Below are 19,066 nucleotides of genomic sequence, written 5' to 3'. Positions count from 1 at the left end.
AGGCGATCCGCTGATCTGGGACGACTTCGCGTATGCAACGCGTGAAGAACTGATCCCGCCGGTGACCGAAAAGACCGGTGGCGCGGCGCTGGGTCTGAAGGCCGACGCGTACAAGGAGATCGAGTTCAACTTCACGATCACGCCGCTGGTGCAGGGCAAGGACAACCAGCTGGTCCACCGCCTGCGCGCTTCGGCCGAGGCTTGACACAGAGCGGCGGCGGCGCGGGAGCGCTGCCGTTGTCCAACAGTACTTAATAGTCCGATACCAGCGCAAGGGACTTCGAACCCGCTTCGGAGCCTGCCTAGGAGTGCAAAAATGTCTGCCATTATCGATAAAGCCAGCGATCTCGAACAACTGCTCGCGACCGCGGTGCAGGACGACAAGGAAGCCGGCGTGTATCGCTGCCGCCGCGATATGTTCACCAACGCCGACCTGTTCGAACTCGAGATGAAGCACATCTTCGAGAAAAACTGGGTGTATCTCGCGCACGAGAGCCAGATTCCGAACAACAACGACTACTACACCACGTGGATCGGCCGTCAGCCGATCGTCATCACGCGCGACAAGACCGGCGAGCTGAATGCGGTCATCAACGCGTGCGCTCACAAGGGCGCGATGCTGTGCCGTCGCAAGCACGGCAACAAGGGCAGCTTTACCTGCCCGTTCCACGGCTGGACTTTCTCGAATACCGGCAAGCTGCTGAAGGTGAAGGACGAGAAGACCACCGAATATCCGGTGCAGTTCAACAAGAACGGCTCGCACGACCTGCGCAAGGTGCCGCGTTTCGAGAACTATCGCGGCTTCCTGTTCGGCAGCCTGAATGCGGACGTGCAATCGCTCGAAGAGTATCTGGGCGAGTCGCGCGTGATCATCGACCAGATCGTCGATCAGAGCCCGAACGGTCTGGAAGTGCTGCGCGGCAACTCCACGTATGTCTACGACGGCAACTGGAAGATGCAGATGGAAAACGGCTGCGACGGCTATCACGTCAGCACCGTGCACTGGAATTACGCGGCAACGATGGGCCGCCGCAAGGAAGACGGCACCCAGGCGGTGGACGCGAACAGCTGGAGCAAGTCGGTCGCCGGCGTGTACGGCTTCGACAACGGCCATATCCTGTTGTGGACCAAGACGATGAATCCGGAAGTGCGTCCGGTCTTCAAGCAACGCGAGGAAATCCGGAGCCGTGTCGGCGAAGTGCAGGCCGACTTCATCGTCAATCAGACCCGCAATCTGTGCCTGTATCCGAACGTGTTCCTGATGGACCAGTTCAGCACGCAGATTCGCGTGGTGCGCCCGCTCAGCGTCGACAAGACCGAAGTCAGCATCTTCTGCTTCGCGCCGAAGGGTGAAAGCGCCGAAGACCGCGCGGTGCGGATTCGCCAGTACGAGGACTTCTTCAACGTGTCCGGCATGGGCACGGCCGACGACCTCGAAGAATTCCGCGCGTGCCAGTCCGGTTACGCGGGCATCACGGCGATGTGGAACGACCTGTCGCGCGGCGCGCCGCTGTGGGTCCACGGTCCGGACGAGAACGCGAAGAAGATGGGCCTCAAGCCGCTGATCTCCGGCGAACGCAGCGAAGACGAGGGCCTGTTCGTGTGCCAGCACGAATACTGGGTGAACACGATGAAGGACGCGCTCAAGAGCGAACAGAAGGAGACCGCAGCATGAGCTTCGATTACCAGAAAATCTGCGCGGTGCTGTATCGCGAAGCGCGCCTGCTCGACGACCGTCAGTGGGACGAGTGGCTGAACTGCTACACGGAAGACGTCACCTACTGGATGCCGGCGTGGGACGACGACGACCAGCTGACCGAAGACCCGCACAGCCAGATCTCGCTGATGTACTACCCGGATCGCGGCGGTCTGGAAGACCGCGTGTTCCGTATCAAGACCGAGCGCAGCGGCGCGTCGACGCCCGAGCCGCGCACCGGTCACAACGTGACCAACGTCGAAGTGCTGGCCGAGCGCGGCGAGGAAGTGGACGTGCGCTACAACTTCCATACGCTCAGCCATCGCTACAAGATCACGGATCACATCTACGGCACGATGTTCGTCACGCTGCGTAAAAGCGGCGCTGACCTGCTGATTTCGTCGAAGAAGATCGTGCTGAAAAACGACTACATCCGGCAAGTACTCGACGTCTATCACGTCTGATACCCGAGCATTACGTAATACCTGAGGACGGAGGAGCTTCCATGTCCAGCTACAACATTGCATTGAATTTCGAAGACGGCGTGACCCGTTTTATCGAATGTAAGGCCGGCGAGAAAGTTCTCGACGCGGCGTTCCGCGCGAAGATCAATCTGCCGATGGATTGCTCGGACGGCGTGTGCGGCACCTGCAAGTGCCGCGCCGAAAGCGGCAGCTACGATCTCGGCGACGATTACATCGAAGACGCATTGAGCGAGGACGAAAAAGACAGCGGTCTCGTGCTGACGTGCCAGATGGTGCCCGAGAGCGATTGCGTGATCGCGGTGCCGGCGTCCTCGGCGGTATGCAAGACCGGCCAGAGCAAGTTCGCCGCGACGGTCACCCGGGTCGAGCAGCACAAGGACGCGGCGATCGTGCTGGAACTGGACGTGGAAGCGGCGGCGCCGGTGTTTCTGCCCGGCCAGTACGTGAACATCGACGTGCCGGGCAGCGGTCAGCACCGCTCGTACTCGTTCTCGTCGGCCCCCGCCGAGAAGAAGATCAGCTTCCTGATCAAAAAAATTCCCGGCGGCGTGATGAGCACGTGGCTCGACTCCGCGCAGGCCGGCGAGAAGCTGGAACTGACCGGCCCCCTCGGCAGCTTCTATCTGCGCGACGTGCAGCGGCCGCTGCTGTTCCTCGCCGGCGGCACCGGACTCGCGCCGTTCCTGTCGATGCTGGAAGTACTCGCGCGCACCAATGCGCAGCAGAAGGTCCATCTGATCTACGGCGTCACGCGCGACCTCGACCTCGTGCTGGTCGAAGCGATCGAGGCGTACGCGGCGAAGCTGCCGAACTTCAGCTTCGCGACGGTGGTCGCCGACGCGGACTCGAACCATCCGCGCAAGGGCTGGGTGACCCAGCACATGCCGGCCGAGTCGCTGAACGACGGCGATGTCGACGTATATCTGTGCGGCCCGCCGCCGATGGTCGACGCGGTGCGCCAGTACTTCGACGATAACGGTGTGAAGCCGAACAGCTTCCACTACGAGAAGTTCACCCCGAACGCGGTGGCGAAATGACGAACAACCAGCGATTCGCAGGCAAGGTGATGGTCGTGACGGGCGCGGCCCAGGGTATCGGCCGCGGCGTCGCGCTGCGCGCGGCGGCCGAGGGCGCCCGCGTGCTGTTCGTCGATCGCGCGGATTTCGTCGCCGAGGTGGCGGCCGAGGCGGGCGGTGCGGAAACCGCCGGCTTCGTCGCCGATCTGGAAACGTATGAGGGCGCGCAGGCGGCGCTCGCGTTTGCGGCCGAGCGGTTCGGCGGGATCGACATTCTGATCAACGGCGTCGGCGGCGCGATCCGCATGCGGCCGTTCGCCGAATTCGAACCGGCGCAGATCGACGCGGAGATTCGCCGCTCGCTGATGCCGACGCTGTATGCGTGCCACGCGGTGCTGCCGCATCTGCTCAGGCGCGGCGGCGGCACGATCGTCAACGTGTCGTCGAATGCGACGCGCGGCATCCGGCGCGTCCCCTATTCGGCGGCCAAGGGCGGCGTCAACGCGATCACCCAGTCGCTCGCGATGGAGTACGCGGAGCACAACATCCGCGTGGTCGCGACCGCGCCGGGCGGCACCAGTGCGCCGCCGCGCCGGATTCCGCGCAATGCGGCCGGCGACAGCGAGCAGGAACAGCGCTGGATGAGCGAAGCGGTCGAGCAGGTGACGCAGTCCACGTTCATGAAGCGCTACGGCACGATCGACGAGCAGGTCGCGCCGATCCTGTTCCTCGCGTCCGACGAAGCGGGCTATATCACCGGCTCGGTGTTGCCGGTCGCCGGCGGCGATACGGGCTGAGGCGCGAGCGTTTCCCCAACTGGGGCTACCAACACGAATATCAAAGGAGACTTCATGAGTGACCGGGAAGCAGTGATCCCGCCGGGAATGGAAGCGGTATATGAAAAGATCCGCTATTCCCCCGCGGTGAAAGTTGGCAATACGATCTATGTGTCCGGGCAGATCGGCCGCAATAGCGCAATGCAACTGATCGAACCGCGCGAAGCGCAGATCGTGCAGGCATTCGAAAACCTGAAGCAGGTTCTCGAAACCGCCGGCGCGTCGATGCGCGACGTCGTCGATCTGACCACCTTCCATACCGACCTGCGCGATCTGCCGCTGTTCATGCAGGTCCGCGACCGCTACTTCGATTCCGATCCGCTGCCGGCATGGACCGCGATCGGCGCGCACATGCTGTGCGGCTCGCCGGGGTACATTATCGAAATCAAGGCAGTGGCCGTGCTGTCGAAATAGTCCTTCCCGAGCGCGCCAGCTTCGCACAAGGGCAGTCACTGACCGAATCCTCCAGCTATTTCTTTTGCCGAGGTGACGCATGACTGTCCTGACCGCCGGGTTGCGCGCGCAACTGGAAAAGATCAGTACCGCAACGCTTGCCACCGCGCTTTTCAAGCGCGGTTTTCGTCTTCAGGCGATTCAGGGCGTCACGCCGCTAAAACGCCTGAGCAAAAGCATGGTCGGCGAAGCATTCACGCTTCGCTATATTCCCGCCCGCGAAGACCGCAACGGTCTCGAAGTGTTTCGCAATCCGGAGCATCCGCAGCGCAAGGCCGTGGAGACCTGTCCGCCCGGCGCGGTGCTGGTGATGGACAGCCGCAACGATCCGCGTGCCGCATCGGCGGGCGCGATTCTCGTGACCCGGTTGATGAAGCGCGGCGTGGCCGGCGTCGTCACCGACGGCGGCTTTCGCGATGCCGACGAGATCGCCAGTACCGACATCCCCGCCTTTCATAACCGGCCGTCCGCGCCGACCAATCTGACGCTGCACGAAGCGCTCGATATCGACGTGCCGATCGGCTGCGGGCAGGCGCCGGTGTTTCCCGGCGACGTGATCGTCGGCGACAACGATGGGGTGATCGTGATTCCCGCGCATCTCGTCGCGGAAATCGCGGCGGAAGCGGTCGAGATGACCGCGTTCGAGGACTTCGTGATGGAGCAGGTGCGGGCCGGCGAATCGATCGTCGGGCTTTATCCGGCGACCCGGCCGGAGACGCTGGACCGGTTCGCCGCATGGCGCAGCCGCAACGGGCGCTGAGCGGTGGGAAACGCGTTCGTACCGGTGCGCGCCGTCGTCTAAAAGGTCGGCCCGTCAGGCGTACGTGCTGCTCGCCACGGCCGCGCGTTTGCGCAGCCAGTTGATGCTCGCGAACAACGCGATCGCGAACAGCATCAGCAACGTGGCGACGGCAAGGATCGACGGATCGATCTGTTCGCGGATGCCGCTCCACATCTGGCGGGGCACGGTGCGCTGATCCGGGCCGCCGATGAACAGGATCACGATCACCTCGTCGAACGACGTCGCAAACGCAAACACGCTGCCGGTCGCGACAGCGGGTGTGATCAGCGGCAGCGTCACGCGCCTGAACGCGACCCACGGCGGCGCACCCAGGCCCGCCGCGGCGCGCAGCAGGCTCTGATCGAACGACAATAACGACGCGGTGACCGTGATCACGACGAACGGCGTGCCGAGCGCCGCGTGCGCGAGCACGACGCCCAGATAGGAGTTGACCAGTCCGAGCGGCGAAAACACCAGATAAAAGCCCGCCGCGACGACGACGATCGGAACGATCATCGGCGACACGATGATCGGCATGATGATCGAGCGCAACGGGAACTGTCCGCGGCTCAGACCTAGCGCGGCAAGCGTGCCGAGGACCGTCGCGATCAGCGTCGACGCGGCACCGATGCCGATGCTGTTCACGAACGCGCGTTGCCAGTCCGGGGAACTCAGTGCCTGCTCGTACCAGCGCAGCGAAAAGCCTTGCATCGGATACGAGAAGAACGAACCGGAGTTGAACGACAGCGGCACGATCGCAAGGATCGGCGCGACGAGGAAAAAGAACACGAGCGCGCAATGCACGTTCAAACCCGCGCCGGCGATGCGTTCCGAAAGTATTCGCGTGCGTCCGTCTTTCATGTCGGTCTGCCTTGTGATGACTCGCTAGCCGAAGCGCAGCCGGTCGATCCCGACCAGCCGGTTGAAAATGAAATAGAAGATCGCGGTGAACAGAACCAGATAACACGACAGCGCACCGGCGAGGCCCCAGTTGAGCCGCTCGTTGGTCTGCGAGGCAATCAGTTGGCTGATCATTTCGTCGCCGGCGCCGCCGAGCAGCGCGGGGGTGATGTAGTAGCCGAGCGCGAGCACGAAGACGAGAAAGCATCCGGCGCCGACACCGGGCAGCGTCTGCGGAATATAGACGCGCACGAATGCGACCGCCGGATGCGCGCCGAGCGATTTCGCCGCCCGCATGTAGACCGGCGGGACATTCTTCATGACCGAATAGATTGCGAGGATCATGTATGGCAGCAGCACGTGAGTCATGCCGATCAACACGCCGGTGCGATTGAAAATGAGCGGCAGCGGATGAGTGATCAGACCGAGACTGAGCAGCGCGCTATTGATCACGCCGCTGGGCTGCAGCAACACGTACCACGCGGTGGTGCGCACCAGCAGCGAAGTCCAGAACGGCACGATCACGAACAGAAGGAGGCGGTTGCTTTGCCGTTCCGGCAGTGTCGCGAGCAGATACGCGACCGGGTAGCCGAACAGCAGACAGAGCACCGTGACCGTCGCGCTGATCAGCACGGTGCGCTGGAATGCGGCACGGTACACCGCGCTATCGGCTGACACGGCAACTACGGAACCGTCGGGCCCGACCCGTGCGTCGACGGCGTTCAGCAAATAGTCCGGGGTCGGCGAGACGGACGCGCGTTTGAGCAGCCGCCAGGTTTCCGACTCGTTCCAGCGCGCATCGAGGTCGATCAGAGCGGGTTTCCATTGCGCCGGGGTTTGCGAGCGCGCGACGCGGGCCGTTTTGAAAAAGAGGCTGCGGAATTCCGGCTGATAGAAATTCATGCGCCGCGCGATATTGCCGAGCTGACTGTTCTCGCCCGCTTCCTTCAGGTCGTGCGCGAGCGCGGCAAATACGGCTTCGTCGGGCACGCCGGCGCCGTTCCACGTGGCCAGCGCCGCGCTGAGCTGCGGCATGCCCGCGCGTACCTCGTGATTCTGCACGCTGCGGCCGAGCAGACTGGCGATCGGCGCGACGAACGTCACCAGAAGAAATACGAGCAACGGCAAAGCCAGCAGCAGCGCGCGTGCCGCGGCTTTGCGGCGCGCGGCGCGAAACGCATCGCGGTCCGCGCTGCGTGGGCTGCGGCCAAAGCCAGCGGTGGATGGCAGCGGCGTGTTCATCGTATGGATCGCTCCGATGACGTTCGTTATGGCGGCGTGGCCTTACTGCGTCAGCCAGTTCTGGAATCGCTTGTTGATTGCGTCGGCGTTGTCGGCCCAGAACGTCGCGTTGATCTGCACCGGGCGCTTGAAGTTCTCGGGCGCCGTGGGCAGATCGTTCAGGCGTGCCTTGTCGATCAGCGGGATCGCATCCTTGCGCGGCGGCGCGTACGCGATGTACTTCGACAGGTCCGCATACGCTTGCGGCGTCGACGCGGAGACGATGAACTTTTGCGCGGCGTCCGCATGCTTGGCGTTGTTGACCACCGCCCACCACTCGTAGTCATATACCTGGGCATCCCAAACGACCTTGAAAGGCTTTTTGTCTTTATGGACCGCGTCGTCGATACGCCCGTTGTAAGCCTGGGTCATCACGACCGCGCCGTCGGCCAGCAACTGGGGCGCCTGCGCGCCGGCTTCCCACCAGACGATGCTCGGCTTGATCGTGTCGAGCTTCTTGAATGCGCGATCGACGCCCGCCGGTGTGCCGAGAACCTTATAGACGTCCGCCGGCGCGACGCCATCGGCGATCAGCGCCCATTCCATCGCGACCTTCGGCGATTTGCGCATTCCGCGTTTGCCGGGGTATTTCTTCAGGTCGAAGAAGTCGTTGATGGTGGTCGGCGCAGTCTTCAGTTTGCTGGTGTCGTACGCATAGACCGTGGACCACACCATTGCCGCGACCGCGCAGTCACTGATCGAGCCCGGCAAAAAATCGGCGGTGTTGCCCAGGAGCTTCTTGTCGAATTTGGCAATAAGGCCCTCGTCGCATGCGGTGATCGCGTCGTTGGTCTCGAGGTCGATCAGATCCCAGGTGGGATTTTTCGCCTGCTGCATCGCCTGCAGCTTGGCAAGGCCACCATCGTACGACTCGGTCGAGAACTGATTGCCGGTCTTCGCGGTGAAAGGCTCGAACCACGCCTTTTTGGCCGCGGCCTCATAGGCGCCCCCGAAGGTGACCACCGAAATCGTATCCGCGGCGTGCGCGGTACCGCCGGCCAGCATGCTGAAAGCGCAAGCCGCGAGGGTGGTGCGGAACAGAGAAGTATTGGTCTTCATTTTTAATTGACTCCTGCGATAAGTGGCGAGGCGGACGAGGAAGGCGAGATATCGGAGCGGGTGTCGCCGGACGCCGTGGTGGCGGGCAGCGCGGCAGCGGCCGCGGGCAGAACCTTGCAGTCGTCTCTGTGCCAGGTTACCGCGGCCGGCCGGCCAAGCGTGGGTAGATCACGGTGCTGCGTGTTCGGCACCTTGACGACGATCGTCTCGCCGTGGCCGAGTTTCAGATGAACGCGATGGTGGTCGCCGCAATAAACGAGTTCTTCCACCAGTGCCTGTACGACGTTCATGCTCTGTCGTGCGGCTTCCTCGAGTGCCTCCGGGGTCGCGGCGATACGCGCGCGCTCGGGACGCAGTGCCAGCATCGCGCTATCGCCGGGCGCGAGTCCGGCACCCGCACGGCCGAACACGACGCTGCCGTCGGCCAGTTGCATCGACGCCCATTCGCCGTCGTACGGATTCACCCGGCCGGTCAGTCCATTGTTCTCGCCGACGAAATTGGCCACGAATGCGTTCGCCGCGTTCTCGTAAAGTTCGGTCGGTGTGGCGGCCTGCTGGATCCGGCCGTCCGAAAACACCGCAACCCGGTCCGACATCGTCAACGCTTCGTTCTGATCGTGCGTCACATACACGATCGTCAGTGCCAGTTCGCGATGCAGCCGCATGATTTCGTACTGCATGCTTTCGCGCAGCCGTTTGTCGAGCGCGCCGAGCGGCTCGTCCATCAACACCACGCTCGGCTCGAACACGAGCGCGCGAGCCAGCGCGACGCGTTGTTGCTGGCCGCCGGAGAGCTGGGCGGGGCGCCGTGCGGCCAGATGCGGCAACTCCACCATCTCCAGCGCGCGCTTCACTCTCGTCTTCTGCTCGCTGCGACTCACGTTGCGCACCGACAGTGGAAACGCCACGTTCTCGGCGATCGTCATGTGCGGAAACAGCGCGTAGTTCTGAAACACCATGCCGATGTCGCGCCGGTGCGGCGGCTTGTCGTCCAGACGCTTGCCCGCCAGACGGATTTCGCCGCGAGTGGGCGATTCGAAACCAGCGAGCATCATCAGCGTAGTGGTTTTGCCCGATCCGGATGGCCCGAGCAACGACACGAATTCGCCGCGCGCGACATCGAGATCGAGCCCCTCGACCACGCTATGCACGCCGTCGTACGACTTGCTGACGCCGGCGAAGGAAATAAACGGTTGGCTTGACATGGGCAACTCGTCAGTGGGTTGGCAGTGCAGGCGCGGCGATGACGTCAATCCGACGCCACGCGTTGCGCAAGGTAGCGCGCAAAGTCGTAGTTCGGCCGCTCCAGGTGGCTCAGATGACCCGGTTTCGCGAGCGGCGCATGGACGCCGCGAAACACTGCCTCGACTCCGCGCCGGTCTTCGGCGTTCACGTCGTCGAGCAGCGCTTTGAGCGTGGCCATGTATTCGCCGGCTTTAGGGTCGTCGATGAACTCCGGCGCGAGCCCGCCGCCGAACCGGATATGCACGCGATCGACGCCGCGCGGCTGCAGGATCAGATACCAGAAGTAACCGGGCGTCAGTGTAATCAGATGATTCGGGTAAATCGCGAGCAGTGCGGTGGTGCGTCTCCAATGATCTTTCAGCCGGGTATTGTCCGGATGTGCGTTACCGATCGGCAACGACGCTTCCTTGGTAATCCAGTGATAGTTGAAAGCGGGCAAACCCGGCGGACATTCCATCTCCTCGAGCTTCGAATGCGGACCCACCGTGGCGCGGTGCAACATCGGCAGGTGATAGCTCTCCATGAAGTTTTCCGCGAGGATCTTCCAGTTCGTATCCCACACGTGTTCTTCATAAAACGTTTCGACGTAATCGGTCATCCCGTACGGTTCGATCAACTGCGTCAGATCCGCCAGATGCGCGTGTACCGGCGGCGCCTTGTCGTTGAGCGTGACATAGACCCAGCCCTGCCACGTCTCGCAGCGCACCGCGGGCAGCTTGTACTGGTCCTTGCAGAAGCCGGCTTGCCGATCCATTAGGGGCGCGCCCGCAAGCGAGCCGTCGAGCGTGTAGTTCCACGCGTGATACGGGCAGACGATCCGGCGGACATTACCGCGCCCTTCGAGCAGAACCGACATCCGGTGCAGGCAGACATTCGAGAATGCGCGCAGCTCGCCGCCTGCATCTCTGAGTACGACGACCGGTTGATCGTCGATGGTCCCCGTCAGATAGTCGCCGTGCTTCGCGAGCGCGCTCGCACGGCCCAGGCACAGCCATTCCCGACGGAATACGTCACGCCGTTCGAGCGCAAGAAAAGCCTCCGACGTATAGACCTCCGGCGGCATCGAGCGTGCGTCCTCGAACGGGCGCTCGCAGTTCGCGCGCAGCGCGTGAACGAGATCGAGTCCTGCGGGTGACGGGGTGATCGAACCGACCATGTGGCCTCCGTGACAGCGCGTACGTTGCGTTGCGTTCCAATCTACCAATCCAAATTTCAAGTCAAAATACTGTTTTTGGATGCATTGAATAAGCAAATGCTATGCAGCGTCTATTGGAGCTTTTACTGGGCGATGTGCAGCGTGTGGATATAGCTTTCGCAGAATGCCGCGAAGCGTTTGACGATTTCCCGCGGCTTCATGCTGCTCGACTGCGCGATGCCGAGCGAAGTGGCCTTCACGTCGTCCTTGAAATGCTTAATGACGAAATCGGCGCCGTCCACGGTCCGCGTCGATTTAAGCGGGAAGTTGAGAATACTGTAGCCCAGTCCGTTGGCCACCATCCCGCGGACCACCTCGGGTTGTGACGAACGGAAAGCCGCGCTCGGCCGGGTGCCGACCGCGTCGAACAGTGCCGAGAAATACTCGCGGCTGTGCGGGAGATCGAGCATCACATAGGGCTCCTCCAGCAGATCGGCGAGCGAAACCTTGCGTGCGCGCGCAAGCCGGTGCGTAGCGGGCAGGATCACATAGGGCGGCAGCGACAGCAGTGGGGTAAACGCGATGCCCTCCGTGATGTCCAGGCTGTAAGTGAGCGCGATGTCGAGCGAGCCGTCGTGCAGCCCGCTGAGCAGCGTGTCCTGATGGGCTTCTGTAGTCCTGAACGTAATCGCGGCGTGCTCCGTCACGAACTGGCTGATGATGCCGGGCATCAGCGGCGGCGCGAGCGAGACCATGCAGCCCAGAGAGATCGAGCCGGACATGCCCGCGTCCATCTCTTTCGCGCTCAACTGCAACTCTTCCGCATTTTTTAGAAGGTTGCGCGCCTGTCCGAGCAGGTCGCGCCCCGGTTGCGTGAGCGACAGGCCGCTCGCGTGATGGCGGATGAACAACTGGACTCCGAACGATTCTTCGAGATCGGCGAGCGCGGTCGAAATGGATGGCTGTGAAATATGCAGACGTTTAGCGGCGGCGGTGAATGACAGGGTTTCCGCCGTGATGACGAAATACCGCAACTGGCGCAACGAATACCTTACCGAATGGCCTTCCATGCAGGTCTCCCGATGAGCGTCTTTATTGTGGTCGCAAAATAAACCGCTGCATAGCAAAAAACAATGCATAGCATTTTTTGAATGTATTTTTGTTTGCGAGAGACGCGGCGTACATTCAGTCCCAGAGCGATCCGCCGGCAGACGCAATGCGGCCCGAGCGCTTCGCGCTCGTATCGCGTCAGCAACGGAACATCCGAATCCACTCGCTTTTCGAAAGGAGACAGCCATGACGGCTGAAACGTTGTCGATTGACACGCTGGTCGTGGGTGCCGGTCAGGCCGGCGTCGCGATGAGCGAGCATCTCGGCAAACTGGGCGTGCCGCATCTGGTGCTGGAACGGGACCGGATCGCCGAACGCTGGCGCACCGGGCGCTGGGATTCGCTGGTCGCCAACGGCCCGGCCTGGCATGACCGCTTCCCGGGGCTGGAATTCGAAGGGCTCGACCCCGACGCTTTTGCCGGTAAGGATCAGGTCGCCGAGTACTTCGAGGCCTATGCACGCAAGTTCAATGCGCCGATCCGCACCGGCGTCGAAGTCACCAGCGTCAAGCGTCGCGACGGGCATCCGGGCTTCACGATCGAAACCACCGACGGCGTGATCGAGGCCAACCGCGTGGTCGTCGCGACCGGGCCGTTCCAGCGGCCGGTGATTCCCCAGCTCGCGCCGGACGATGCAGGTCTGACGCAACTGCATTCGGCCGATTACCGCAACCCCGCGCAACTGCCGGAAGGCGCGGTGCTGGTGGTCGGCGCGGGCTCGTCGGGCGTGCAGATCGCCGACGAACTGCAGCGCGCGGGGCGCCAGGTCTATCTGTCGGTCGGCGCTCACGACCGTCCGCCGCGCTCGTACCGCGGCCGCGATTTTTGCTGGTGGTTAGGCGTGCTCGGCGAGTGGGACAAGGAAGTCGCCGGGCCTGGACGCGAGCACGTGACGATTGCCGTCAGCGGTGCGTACGGCGGCCAGACGATCGATTTCCGCAAACTGGCTCATCGGGGCATTACGCTGGTCGGCTTGACGCGATCGTTCGCCAATGGCGTGGTGAGCTTCGAACAGGATCTCGCCGACAATATCCGGCGCGGCGATGAGAACCTGATGGCGCTGCTCGATGCCGCGGACGCTTATGTTCAGCGCAACGGCATCGATTTGCCCGAAGAACCCGACGCACGGCTGGTCCCGCCCGATCCCGACTGTGTCACGCAGCCGCTGCGCGAGCTGGATCTTGCGCAGGCCGGTGTAAAGACGATCATCTGGGCGACCGGCTATGCGGTCGATTTCAACTGGCTCCAGGTGGATACCTTCGATGCGAAGGGCAAGCCGCAGCATCAGCGCGGTGTAGCGAAGGAACCGGGCATTTATTTCGTCGGCCTGCCGTGGCTGTCGCGTCGCGGTTCGTCGTTTATCTGGGGTGTATGGCACGACGCGAAACACATCGCCGATCACATCGCCACGCAGCGCAAATATCTGGCTTATCACGACGCGTCGCAGCGTCGCCAGAATGAGCGTCTCGCGCGCGCGGCGACTGAAGCCGAGGCCTCGCGCGAGAAGTCGCAGGTTACAAAAGCCAACGAACTGGGAGTGAATTGATGCCGACGCATACCCGCATCCGCATGTTCAATACGAAGGATACCTACCCGAATCAATCGCTCGACAACGACCTGTGCCAGGCGGTTCGTGCCGGCAATACGGTCTACGTGCGCGGCCAGGTCGGTACCGATTTCGACGGCAATCTGATTGGATTGGGCGACCCGCGCGCGCAGGCCGAGCAGGCGATGAAGAACGTCAAGCAACTGCTCGAAGAGGCGGGCAGCGATCTGTCGCATATCGTCAAGACGACGACCTATCTGATCGACCCGCGTTACCGCGAACCGGTCTATCAGGAGGTCGGCAAGTGGTTGAAGGGCGTCTATCCGATTTCGACGGGTCTCGTGGTGAGCGCGCTCGGTCAGCCGCAGTGGCTGATGGAAATCGATGTGATCGCCGTCATTCCGGACAACTGGACGCCCGCTCAGGCGTGAGGAGCTGCGCATGACATTCTCGATCGTCGGACGCTGCCGGCAGACCGGCCAACTCGGCATCGCCATCAGTTCGTCGAGCATCGCGGTCGGTGCGCGGTGCCCGTGGGCGCGTGCCGGGGTAGGCGCGGTCGCGACGCAAAACGTCACGTTGCCCGCGCTCGGTCCGCGAATACTCGGTCTGCTAGAACAGCAACAGCTTGCGCCGGATGCGGCGCTCGAACAGGCGTTGCGAGAGAGCGAATGGAGCGAGTATCGGCAGGTGACCGTGATCGACAGTCACGGGCGCACCGCGATGTTCACCGGGCAACAGGCGCTCGGCGTGCATAACGCGGTGGCGGGCGAGCAGTGCGTTGCGGCCGGCAATCTGCTGGCCGGCCAGCAGGTGATCGAAGCAATGGTCGACGCGTTCGAGCGCGCGCAGGGAGCGCTCGCGGCTCGCCTGCTTGCAGCGATGCACGCCGCGCTGGCAGCGGGCGGCGAGGCGGGGCCGGTGCATTCGGCCGCGTTGAAGATCGTCGATGCGCAAGTCTGGCCGGTGGTCGATCTGCGCGTCGACTGGGCCGACGAAGATCCGCTCGGTCAGCTCGATGCATTGTGGCAGGCCTATCGGCCGCAAATGCAGGACTACACCGCGCGCGCATTGAATCCGACTGCCGCACCGAGCTACGGAGTGCCAGGCGATGAGTGAACTGTCGAGCCGCGAATTGCTCGGGCGGCTGATCGGTTTTTCGACCGTCAGTCGCGACTCCAACCTGGAATTGATCTCGTTCGTGCAGCAGTACCTTGCGGACCTCGGGGTGGAAAGCGAACTCTTTCATAACGACGAGCGCAGCAAAGCGAATCTGTTCGCGACTATCGGTCCGCGCGACCGGGGCGGCATCGTGCTGTCCGGGCACACGGACGTCGTGCCGGTCGACGGTCAGGCATGGACGGTCGAGCCATTCCGTCTGACCGAGAAGGACGGGCGTCTGTACGGTCGCGGCACCGCCGACATGAAAGGGTATATCGCGTCCGTGCTGGCGGCAGTGCCCGTATTTCTGAAGCGCAAGCTCGACGTGCCGGTCCACCTCGCGTTTTCCTACGACGAGGAAGTCGGTTGCGTTGGCGTTCGACCGATGTTGGCCGAACTGGCGCGGCGCGAGCATAAACCTCGTTTATGCCTGATTGGCGAGCCGACCGAATTGAAACCGGTGCTCGGTCACAAGGGCAAACTGGCGATGCGCTGCAGCGTGAAGGGCGCCGCGTGTCACTCGGCCTTCGCACCTTATGGCGTGAACGCAATTCAATATGCGGCCCGTTTGATCAATCGGCTCGAAGCAATCGGGGAAGAACTGGCCGAGCCGCAACACCACGATGCTCGTTTCGATCCACCGTTCTCGACCGTGCAGACCGGCGTCATCAAGGGCGGCCGCGCATTGAACATCGTGCCGGCCGAATGCGAATTCGATTTCGAAGTGCGTTCTGTTCCGGGGTTCGATGCGACCGTCGTAGCGGATAAATTGCAGGCCTACGCGCAAGCCGAACTGCTGCCGAAAATGCGGGCAGTACAAGCGTCGACGGATATTCGTTTGGAGCAGTTGAACGCGTATCCGGAACTGGCAACTGATAAGGAAAGCGAAGCGGCGCGTCTGCTCGCGCTGCTGAGTGGATCGAATGAATTCGGCACCGTGGCGTTCGGCACCGAAGGCGGGCTGTTTACGCGCGCCGGTATTCCGGCGGTCGTTTGCGGGCCGGGCAGCATGGACCAGGGGCACAAGCCGGACGAGTTCGTCACCGTCGAGCAATTGAATGGTTGCGACGCGATGCTGATGCGCCTGGCGGATCATCTTGCGGTCGCCGGCTAGTCAGGCCCGACTCCCATGGCTGCTACCGGGTTGAACTGTTTGAGCAGTTCGCTCACGGCTCTGATTCGTCGCCCGCCGTCTCGTCGATTGAGTGCGCCAGTCGTTCGGTGTCTGCGTCCGTCCAGCCGTCGGGAGGCATGATACTGGCCCAAGCCTTGACATACTCTGATGACGCGTAGTTGTGTCCGAAGCCCGGCGGCACGTTGAGCTGGTTGAGCAGATCGCCCGCCGCCTGCACACCCGAGACGATCGGAAACCAACGCACGGCGTCACGTACGTCGAAGCCACGGGGCGCAGCCATCCACTCCGGCGGCCACCACAGCGCCTTGCCATTCCAGAAGACGGCCGGATCGGCCGCATGCTGCAGATACACGATTCGCGGAGCCGGCCAGTCGGCATCCAATGACAGCTGATGCGGATCCCGGTTCAGGAACCGTACGGAGCGCCCCTCGTCGAAGATCGGCTGCCAGAAGGGCGACCTGGAATCGCGCTCGCGAGTGAGCTGGGAATGGATAGGATTGCTTTGTCTGCCGCCGGTGATCAGCACGCCATCTGTCTGACCCACCATGTTGGCGACCGAGGCAGAGGCGTCCGCTCCGACGAAAGATGCCTCCACCCCCGCGGCGCCGAGGCTCTTGCCGAACACGACAAGCTTCGGGCGCCGATCCGGCGGCAGCATTGACCAGCGCGCGCGAACGGCGTTGAAGAGCGTGATTCCCGCCTCGTTCGCGAGTCCATCGTCCATGAAGACGGCGAGCAGACTAGGCAGAAAAGAGTATTGGATGGCGACGATCGCCGTATCGCCGCGGTACATCTGCTCAAGCGAAGTCGCGGCTTTCGGGACTATCCAACCCGTGCCGGTGGGCACCCACACGACAAGCACTTTCCGCTTGAACCCGCCCGCGCGTTCGAGCTCACGAACTGCGAGCTGTGCGCGCTGCCGCGCGGACTTCGCGGAATCCAACCCAACGTACACTCTCACCGGATCAACGAACCCGGCATCCGTCGCGTGGGACGTCGCAAGCTCCTGCCCGCTTGTGACTGCCGCCACGAAGTTGCGCCCCCTGAGTCCCAACGTGTCCCAGGCAACCAGCGATGCGCTGCTGCCGGAGACCGCCGACGAGCTGGGAGCCTGGATTCCATCAGCCGTTTTCTCGTTCACCCGCGCATGGACGAAGTTGGCGGCCGCGGTGAAGGCGGGAAGCGCCACTCCGCGAGCCAGCGCGATGCCGATCACGGCGACCAGCAGCGCTGTTGCCGGCACCGACACGATCGACGGCACGTAGCGCTGGACGACCCGCTTCGCTGCGGCGAAACCGTGGATCATCACGCGCCCGGCGCCCACCAGAACCACGGCGGCGAAAGGCGAGAGCAGGCCCACCAGCACGCCGTCAGACCAACCGATGGACGCCATTCCCATGAAGCTGCGTTGCTCGTTCTGCCAGTCGAGCCATAGCTTCGGGCCGACGAATATCGCAGCGAGCCAGGCCACTGCCAGAACGGTCCAGCCACACCGGCGGATCATGCTTGCGGGCAAGCATCCCCACCACTTCAGGAGCCGATGCACTCCAGCGCCGGCCATTGTGCCTATCCCGTAGCCGATGGCCACGCAGATCGCGCCGATCGCGGTTTGCATTCCCCACGACCGCGGTATCAGTGTCGGCGTCAGTGACTGCCACCAGAACAGAAGTGCGAGCAACGAGCCGCCGAGCGTCGGCGTCCCGAGTGCGTTGCGGAGCGCGGGAGCTTCTAATTTGTGGACGTTCTGCATGCTTGCTTGCTCGATTGATACAACTCGTACCCCGTTCCCGCGTGTCGACCGCGAAGAAGTTCAGGACGCGCAGAAGCGGGGGGCCGGACGGAGCTTGCATGAATCGTGTGCAACCGCATTGGGCCGATCGTAACGCATAACAATGTTACGGCCAGAGCGCAGCTGGTACACAGCGGTTACCGGTAACCACCCGCATTGCACGCGCCAAAACCAGTCGCTATACTGGCTCCGCGATCAATTGGCCTGACCAGAACTAATTGGCCTGACCGCGCCGGAGATCAATGCAGCGGCGCACTGTCCATCAAGCCGCGTCGTGTCTCCAAGAAAAACCATAGGAGATGACAGGATGTTCCGTCGAGGAATACAGCTCAGGGCCGCGCTTGCGCTCGCAGCGTGCATGTTCGGCAGCGCGGCGCACGCGCAGGTCGCGACCGGCGATACGTCGCAAAAGAAAATCGCGCTATCCAACAGCTTCGCGGGCAACGCGTGGCGCCAGTCGATGCTCAAAAGCTGGAACACGGTCGCGCAACAGGCGGCGAGCGACAAGAAGATCGCCGCCGCGCCCGCGTTCACGACCGCTGAAAACCAGGTGACCGAGCAGGCGCAGCAGGTGCAAAACCTGATCCTGCAAGGCTACAACGCGATCGTGATCGACGCCGTGTCGCCCACCGCGCTCAACGGAACGATCAGGAAGGCGTGCGCGGCGGGCATCGTCGTCGTGTCGTTCGACGGTGTGGTCGACGAACCGTGCGCGTATCGCGTCAATTTCGATTTCAAGGGCTGGGCCGAGCAGGGCGTCGACTATCTGGCGACCCGCCTGAACGGCAAAGGCAACATCCTGGAAGTGCGAGGCGTGGCCGGCATTTCCGTCGACAACCTGATGCATGAAGGCGTGCTCGAAGGGCTGAAAAAGCATCCGGGCCTGAAGCTCGTCGGCTCGGTGAACGGCGACTGGACGCAGTCGGTCGCGCAGAAGGCCGTCGCGGGCGTTCTTCCGACGCTGCCGCAAGTCGATGGCGTCGCGACCGAAGGCGAGATGTCGTTCGGCATCGCGCAGGCGTTCAAGGCGGCCAATCGACCCACGCCGCCGATGATCATCGGCAGCACCTACCCGGAACTCCAGTGGTGGAGCGAGCAGGCGAAGACCGGTTACCAGTCGCGCTCATTGTCGAACCCGCCGGGCGCTGTGTCGTTCGCGTTCTGGGTCGCGCAGCAGGTGCTCGCGGGCAAGCACATTCCGAAGGACGTGACGATCAACGTGCCGCTGCTCGCAATCTCCGAACAGGAGTTGCCGGCGAAGCTCGCGGCGACGCCACCGGGCGGACTCGCCGACGTCACCTACACGCTACCGCAGACCGTGGCCTTGCTCGACAGGAAGTAAGCGCGTCCGGTCACATCCCAGCAAGCAGTTCAGGCAATTGAAGCAAGCAGTTCGAGCAGGCGGTTCGAGCAAGCGGTTCGCGTCGCCGGGCATGGAG

18 protein-coding genes and 1 pseudogene are annotated in these 19,066 nt (G+C 63.0%); 12 read left to right on the top strand and 7 right to left on the bottom strand.

What is annotated here, in order from left to right; genetic code table 11:
- The 7 genes and pseudogenes from LJ656_RS32195 to LJ656_RS32165 all read left to right on the top strand — a co-directional run.
- Positions 1 to 205 (top strand): annotated as a pseudogene (locus tag LJ656_RS32195) (catechol 1,2-dioxygenase); the annotation flags it as partial.
- Positions 206 to 316: 111 nt separating this feature from the next.
- A complete protein-coding gene (locus LJ656_RS32190) occupies positions 317 to 1,675 on the top strand; it encodes an SRPBCC family protein (RefSeq protein ID WP_230513496.1) in 1,359 nt (452 codons plus the stop codon).
- On the top strand, positions 1,672 to 2,160 hold the full coding sequence (gene benB, locus LJ656_RS32185) for a benzoate 1,2-dioxygenase small subunit (RefSeq protein WP_230513495.1): 489 nt from the start codon (positions 1,672 to 1,674) through the stop codon (positions 2,158 to 2,160). Before LJ656_RS32190 ends, benB begins: the two co-directional genes overlap by 4 nt.
- Before the next feature lie 41 nt (positions 2,161 to 2,201).
- Positions 2,202 to 3,218: a benzoate 1,2-dioxygenase electron transfer component BenC gene (gene benC / locus LJ656_RS32180; protein ID WP_230513494.1), complete on the top strand. Its 1,017-nt coding sequence runs from the start codon at positions 2,202 to 2,204 to the stop codon at positions 3,216 to 3,218.
- Entirely contained in the window at positions 3,215 to 3,994 is a 780-nt protein-coding gene (gene benD / locus LJ656_RS32175) for a benzoate diol dehydrogenase BenD (RefSeq protein WP_230513493.1), read from the top strand. Before benC ends, benD begins: the two co-directional genes overlap by 4 nt.
- Before the next feature lie 54 nt (positions 3,995 to 4,048).
- A complete protein-coding gene (locus LJ656_RS32170; RefSeq protein WP_075304518.1) occupies positions 4,049 to 4,447 on the top strand; it encodes a RidA family protein in 399 nt (132 codons plus the stop codon).
- Positions 4,448 to 4,526: 79 nt separating this feature from the next.
- On the top strand, positions 4,527 to 5,246 hold the full coding sequence (locus LJ656_RS32165) for a ribonuclease activity regulator RraA (RefSeq protein WP_230513492.1): 720 nt from the start codon (positions 4,527 to 4,529) through the stop codon (positions 5,244 to 5,246).
- A 54-nt stretch (positions 5,247 to 5,300) separates the two neighbouring features.
- Here LJ656_RS32165 and LJ656_RS32160 read toward each other — a convergent pair whose 3' ends face one another.
- The 6 genes from LJ656_RS32160 to LJ656_RS32135 form a co-directional block, all read right to left on the bottom strand.
- Entirely contained in the window at positions 5,301 to 6,128 is an 828-nt protein-coding gene (locus LJ656_RS32160; protein WP_230513491.1) for an ABC transporter permease, read from the bottom strand.
- A 24-nt stretch (positions 6,129 to 6,152) separates the two neighbouring features.
- Complete coding sequence (locus LJ656_RS32155) at positions 6,153 to 7,409, bottom strand: ABC transporter permease (protein ID WP_230513490.1); 1,257 nt, start codon at positions 7,407 to 7,409, stop codon at positions 6,153 to 6,155.
- Positions 7,410 to 7,451: 42 nt separating this feature from the next.
- Positions 7,452 to 8,507 carry an ABC transporter substrate-binding protein gene (locus LJ656_RS32150; RefSeq protein WP_425606053.1) on the bottom strand — a complete coding sequence of 352 codons (1,056 nt, stop codon included), beginning with the start codon at positions 8,505 to 8,507 and terminating at the stop codon, positions 7,452 to 7,454.
- 2 nt (positions 8,508 to 8,509) lie between these two features.
- A complete protein-coding gene (locus tag LJ656_RS32145; protein WP_230513489.1) occupies positions 8,510 to 9,712 on the bottom strand; it encodes an ABC transporter ATP-binding protein in 1,203 nt (400 codons plus the stop codon).
- 44 nt (positions 9,713 to 9,756) lie between these two features.
- Positions 9,757 to 10,908, bottom strand: a complete 1,152-nt coding sequence (locus tag LJ656_RS32140; protein ID WP_230513488.1) for an SRPBCC family protein — start codon at positions 10,906 to 10,908, stop codon at positions 9,757 to 9,759.
- A gap of 122 nt (positions 10,909 to 11,030) precedes the next feature.
- Positions 11,031 to 11,957, bottom strand: coding sequence for a LysR family transcriptional regulator (locus LJ656_RS32135; RefSeq protein ID WP_230513499.1), 927 nt, complete (start codon positions 11,955 to 11,957; stop codon positions 11,031 to 11,033).
- 226 nt (positions 11,958 to 12,183) lie between these two features.
- On the opposite strand from LJ656_RS32135, the gene LJ656_RS32130 reads away from it, so the two are divergent.
- From LJ656_RS32130 to argE, 4 genes are read left to right on the top strand one after another with little or no spacing between them, the layout of a single operon-like run.
- The gene (locus tag LJ656_RS32130) at positions 12,184 to 13,542 is read left to right on the top strand and encodes a flavin-containing monooxygenase (protein WP_230513487.1); all 1,359 of its coding nucleotides are present in this window, start codon (positions 12,184 to 12,186) and stop codon (positions 13,540 to 13,542) included.
- Complete coding sequence (locus LJ656_RS32125; RefSeq protein ID WP_230513486.1) at positions 13,542 to 13,973, top strand: RidA family protein; 432 nt, start codon at positions 13,542 to 13,544, stop codon at positions 13,971 to 13,973. The genes LJ656_RS32130 and LJ656_RS32125 overlap by 1 nt, the downstream gene beginning before the upstream one ends.
- Before the next feature lie 10 nt (positions 13,974 to 13,983).
- Complete coding sequence (locus LJ656_RS32120; RefSeq protein WP_230513485.1) at positions 13,984 to 14,661, top strand: DUF1028 domain-containing protein; 678 nt, start codon at positions 13,984 to 13,986, stop codon at positions 14,659 to 14,661.
- Entirely contained in the window at positions 14,654 to 15,817 is a 1,164-nt protein-coding gene (argE, locus tag LJ656_RS32115) for an acetylornithine deacetylase (protein WP_230513484.1), read from the top strand. Before LJ656_RS32120 ends, argE begins: the two co-directional genes overlap by 8 nt.
- Before the next feature lie 52 nt (positions 15,818 to 15,869).
- On the opposite strand, the gene LJ656_RS32110 is transcribed toward argE, so the two are convergent.
- Complete coding sequence (locus tag LJ656_RS32110) at positions 15,870 to 17,588, bottom strand: alpha/beta-hydrolase family protein (RefSeq protein WP_230513483.1); 1,719 nt, start codon at positions 17,586 to 17,588, stop codon at positions 15,870 to 15,872.
- A gap of 346 nt (positions 17,589 to 17,934) precedes the next feature.
- Between LJ656_RS32110 and LJ656_RS32105 the strand changes: the two genes are divergently transcribed.
- Positions 17,935 to 18,969, top strand: a complete 1,035-nt coding sequence (locus LJ656_RS32105; protein ID WP_230513482.1) for an ABC transporter substrate-binding protein — start codon at positions 17,935 to 17,937, stop codon at positions 18,967 to 18,969.
- Positions 18,970 to 19,066 lie beyond the last annotated feature (97 nt).

Origin of the sequence: Paraburkholderia sejongensis (assembly GCF_020880815.1) — a bacterium.
Lineage (GTDB): Bacteria > Pseudomonadota > Gammaproteobacteria > Burkholderiales > Burkholderiaceae > Paraburkholderia > Paraburkholderia sejongensis.
This window is presented reverse-complemented; position numbering and strand designations above follow the sequence as displayed.

What these genes read in the sequence shown, in the direction of transcription:
- LJ656_RS32190 (WP_230513496.1), top strand. Translation starts at nt 317, where the DNA reads ATGTCTGCCATTATCGATAAAGCCAGCGATCTCGAACAACTGCTCGCG.
- benB (WP_230513495.1), top strand. Translation starts at nt 1,672, where the DNA reads ATGAGCTTCGATTACCAGAAAATCTGCGCGGTGCTGTATCGCGAAGCG.
- benC (WP_230513494.1), top strand. Translation starts at nt 2,202, where the DNA reads ATGTCCAGCTACAACATTGCATTGAATTTCGAAGACGGCGTGACCCGT.
- benD (WP_230513493.1), top strand. Translation starts at nt 3,215, where the DNA reads ATGACGAACAACCAGCGATTCGCAGGCAAGGTGATGGTCGTGACGGGC.
- LJ656_RS32170 (WP_075304518.1), top strand. Translation starts at nt 4,049, where the DNA reads ATGAGTGACCGGGAAGCAGTGATCCCGCCGGGAATGGAAGCGGTATAT.
- LJ656_RS32165 (WP_230513492.1), top strand. Translation starts at nt 4,527, where the DNA reads ATGACTGTCCTGACCGCCGGGTTGCGCGCGCAACTGGAAAAGATCAGT.
- LJ656_RS32160 (WP_230513491.1), bottom strand. Translation starts at nt 6,128, where the DNA reads ATGAAAGACGGACGCACGCGAATACTTTCGGAACGCATCGCCGGCGCG.
- LJ656_RS32155 (WP_230513490.1), bottom strand. Translation starts at nt 7,409, where the DNA reads ATGAACACGCCGCTGCCATCCACCGCTGGCTTTGGCCGCAGCCCACGC.
- LJ656_RS32150 (WP_425606053.1), bottom strand. Translation starts at nt 8,507, where the DNA reads ATGAAGACCAATACTTCTCTGTTCCGCACCACCCTCGCGGCTTGCGCT.
- LJ656_RS32145 (WP_230513489.1), bottom strand. Translation starts at nt 9,712, where the DNA reads ATGTCAAGCCAACCGTTTATTTCCTTCGCCGGCGTCAGCAAGTCGTAC.
- LJ656_RS32140 (WP_230513488.1), bottom strand. Translation starts at nt 10,908, where the DNA reads ATGGTCGGTTCGATCACCCCGTCACCCGCAGGACTCGATCTCGTTCAC.
- LJ656_RS32135 (WP_230513499.1), bottom strand. Translation starts at nt 11,957, where the DNA reads ATGGAAGGCCATTCGGTAAGGTATTCGTTGCGCCAGTTGCGGTATTTC.
- LJ656_RS32130 (WP_230513487.1), top strand. Translation starts at nt 12,184, where the DNA reads ATGACGGCTGAAACGTTGTCGATTGACACGCTGGTCGTGGGTGCCGGT.
- LJ656_RS32125 (WP_230513486.1), top strand. Translation starts at nt 13,542, where the DNA reads ATGCCGACGCATACCCGCATCCGCATGTTCAATACGAAGGATACCTAC.
- LJ656_RS32120 (WP_230513485.1), top strand. Translation starts at nt 13,984, where the DNA reads ATGACATTCTCGATCGTCGGACGCTGCCGGCAGACCGGCCAACTCGGC.
- argE (WP_230513484.1), top strand. Translation starts at nt 14,654, where the DNA reads ATGAGTGAACTGTCGAGCCGCGAATTGCTCGGGCGGCTGATCGGTTTT.
- LJ656_RS32110 (WP_230513483.1), bottom strand. Translation starts at nt 17,588, where the DNA reads ATGCAGAACGTCCACAAATTAGAAGCTCCCGCGCTCCGCAACGCACTC.
- LJ656_RS32105 (WP_230513482.1), top strand. Translation starts at nt 17,935, where the DNA reads ATGTTCCGTCGAGGAATACAGCTCAGGGCCGCGCTTGCGCTCGCAGCG.